Source organism: Mesorhizobium sp. M2C.T.Ca.TU.002.02.1.1 (assembly GCF_003997225.1).
This window is the reverse complement of the sequence record NZ_RZTO01000954.1, coordinates 1-2,137: the sequence shown is the minus strand read 5'-3', so window position 1 is coordinate 2,137 and position 2,137 is coordinate 1. Positions and strand designations below refer to the sequence as shown.

Here is a 2,137-nt window from a genome sequence, read left to right as displayed (position 1 = left end):
TCCTCGCCCATGACGAAGACATCGCCGTCACGGCGCATTTCCTCGGCCATGGCGTCGCGGAGCGCCTCGCGCACCGTGGTCGACACCATCTCGGTGCCGGCGGGGATGTCCGGGTCGGCGGCGACCTCCGTCTTCGGTGCTGCGGCGACAGGCGCCGCAGCCTCGCTCTTGGCCGCGGCCGGTGCCGGCGCGGCTTCAGCCTTGGCAGGCGCTTCCTCGCCTATGCCTTCACCGGCCTTGTCGACGTCCTCGCCGTCGACTGCCAGCACGGCGATCACCGCGTTGACCTTGACACCTTCAGTGCCGGCCGGAACGACGATCTTGGCCAGCGTGCCTTCGTCGACGGCTTCGACTTCCATCGTCGCCTTGTCGGTCTCGATCTCGGCGATCACGTCACCGGCGACGATCTTGTCGCCTTCGTTCTTCAGCCATTTGGAAAGATTGCCCTCTTCCATCGTCGGCGAGAGCGCGGGCATGAGAATTTCGATCGGCATGTCCTTGCCCTCTCCTTAGAGTACGATGTCGGTCCAGAGCTCGGACGGATCCGGCTCGGCGTCGTTCTGGGCGAATTCGGCGGCGTCGGCGACGACGTCGCGCACTTCCTTGTCGACGGCCTTGAGCTCGTCCTCGCTTGCCCACTTCTTGTCGAGCAGCCGCACCCGGACCTGTTCGATCGGGTCGTGCTCGGAGCGCATCTTCTGCACTTCCTCCTTGGAACGATACTTCGCCGGATCGGACATCGAGTGGCCGCGATAGCGGTAGGTCTGCATCTCAAGGATCAGCGGGCCGTTGCCGGCGCGGCACCATTCGGTGGCGAGCTCGGCCGCCGATTTCACGGCGCGAACATCCATGCCGTCGACCTGGATGCCGGGAATCTTGAAGGAAGCGCCGCGGTGCGAGAAGTCGGTCTCGGCCGACGAGCGCGACACGGACGTGCCCATGGCATAGCGGTTGTTCTCGATGATGTAGATCACCGGCAGCTTCCACAGCGAGGCCATGTTGAAGCTTTCGTAGACCTGGCCCTGGTTGGCCGCGCCGTCGCCGAAATAGGTCAGCGTGACGTTCTTGTTGTCGCGGTAGCGGTTGGCGAAGGCCAATCCGGTGCCGAGCGACACCTGGGCGCCGACGATACCGTGGCCGCCGTAGAAATGCTTCTCCTTGGAGAACATGTGCATGGAGCCGCCCTTGCCCTTGGACAGGCCGCCGCGGCGCCCGGTGAGCTCGGCCATGACGCCGCGCGGCGACAGCTCCATCGCCAGCATGTGGCCGTGGTCGCGATAGGCGGTGATCATCTGGTCGCCTTCGACCAGCGCCATCTTCATGCCGGTGACGACGGCCTCCTGGCCGATATAGAGATGGCAGAAGCCGCCGATGAAGCCCATGCCGTAGAGCTGGCCGGCCTTCTCCTCGAAGCGGCGGATCAAGAGCATGTGCCTATAGGCGGAAAGCTCTTCTTCCTTGGTGAAATCAGCGGGCTTGGGCGCTGACAGATTGGGCTGTTTGTCGGATCTGGATTTGGCGGGCGCTTTTTTGGCGGCGGTGGCCATGCGTCACTCCCTGTTAGCGTCTCTTTGCGGACATTCAGGGAGATTGATCGCCTCCCCACCGATTTGCGCGAGGCTAACATGCAAGGATGCATTGCGCCATGCTGAAAAATGCATGGCTGACATGCATCTAAGCGATTAGAATCGTTGCAAATAAAGCCGATTAACCGAAATTCGGTTATTTCGTCGGGGCGGGCAACATGATGGTGATTTCGTCAGGCTGGGACAGATTGAGCGCCTTTCGGGCCTGCTCGTCAAGCATATCCTTCTCCAGCGTGCCTTCATGCATCAGCTGGACACGGCGCTCGAAGTCGATCCGGCGTGCCTTCACGGCATCGAGCTGGGCCTGCAGCTCGACCGCCTGGGCCTCGAGCCGATACTTGGAGTAGATGCCGAATTCGCCGTGATAGGCGTGGAAGCCGAAATAGGCCAGGAAGAGCACGCAAAGCGAGGGGATGATCAGCCTGCCGGTGTTTCTCTGCTTGTGCTGACGTGTCCACATGACCCGAACCCTCGCGGCCGCGAACGCAAGCGGCCATGAGTCGTATTTCGCCCGATTGTGCTTAATGGACGGTTACGGACGGCCCGTTGCA

The 2,137-nt window shown here is 62.3% G+C and carries 3 protein-coding genes; all 3 read right to left on the bottom strand.

What is annotated here, in order from left to right; all coding sequences use genetic code 11:
- Positions 1-494 (bottom strand): biotin/lipoyl-containing protein (locus EOD07_RS31935; protein WP_348627791.1); only part of this gene is annotated, 494 nt, incomplete at its 3' end.
- Positions 495-509: 15 nt separating this feature from the next.
- The gene (pdhA, locus tag EOD07_RS31930) at positions 510-1,547 is read right to left on the bottom strand and encodes a pyruvate dehydrogenase (acetyl-transferring) E1 component subunit alpha (protein ID WP_040982941.1); all 1,038 of its coding nucleotides are present in this window, start codon (positions 1,545-1,547) and stop codon (positions 510-512) included.
- Positions 1,548-1,722: 175 nt separating this feature from the next.
- A complete protein-coding gene (locus EOD07_RS31925; RefSeq protein ID WP_040994703.1) occupies positions 1,723-2,046 on the bottom strand; it encodes a septum formation initiator family protein in 324 nt (107 codons plus the stop codon).
- Between the last annotated feature and the right edge of the window lie 91 nt (positions 2,047-2,137).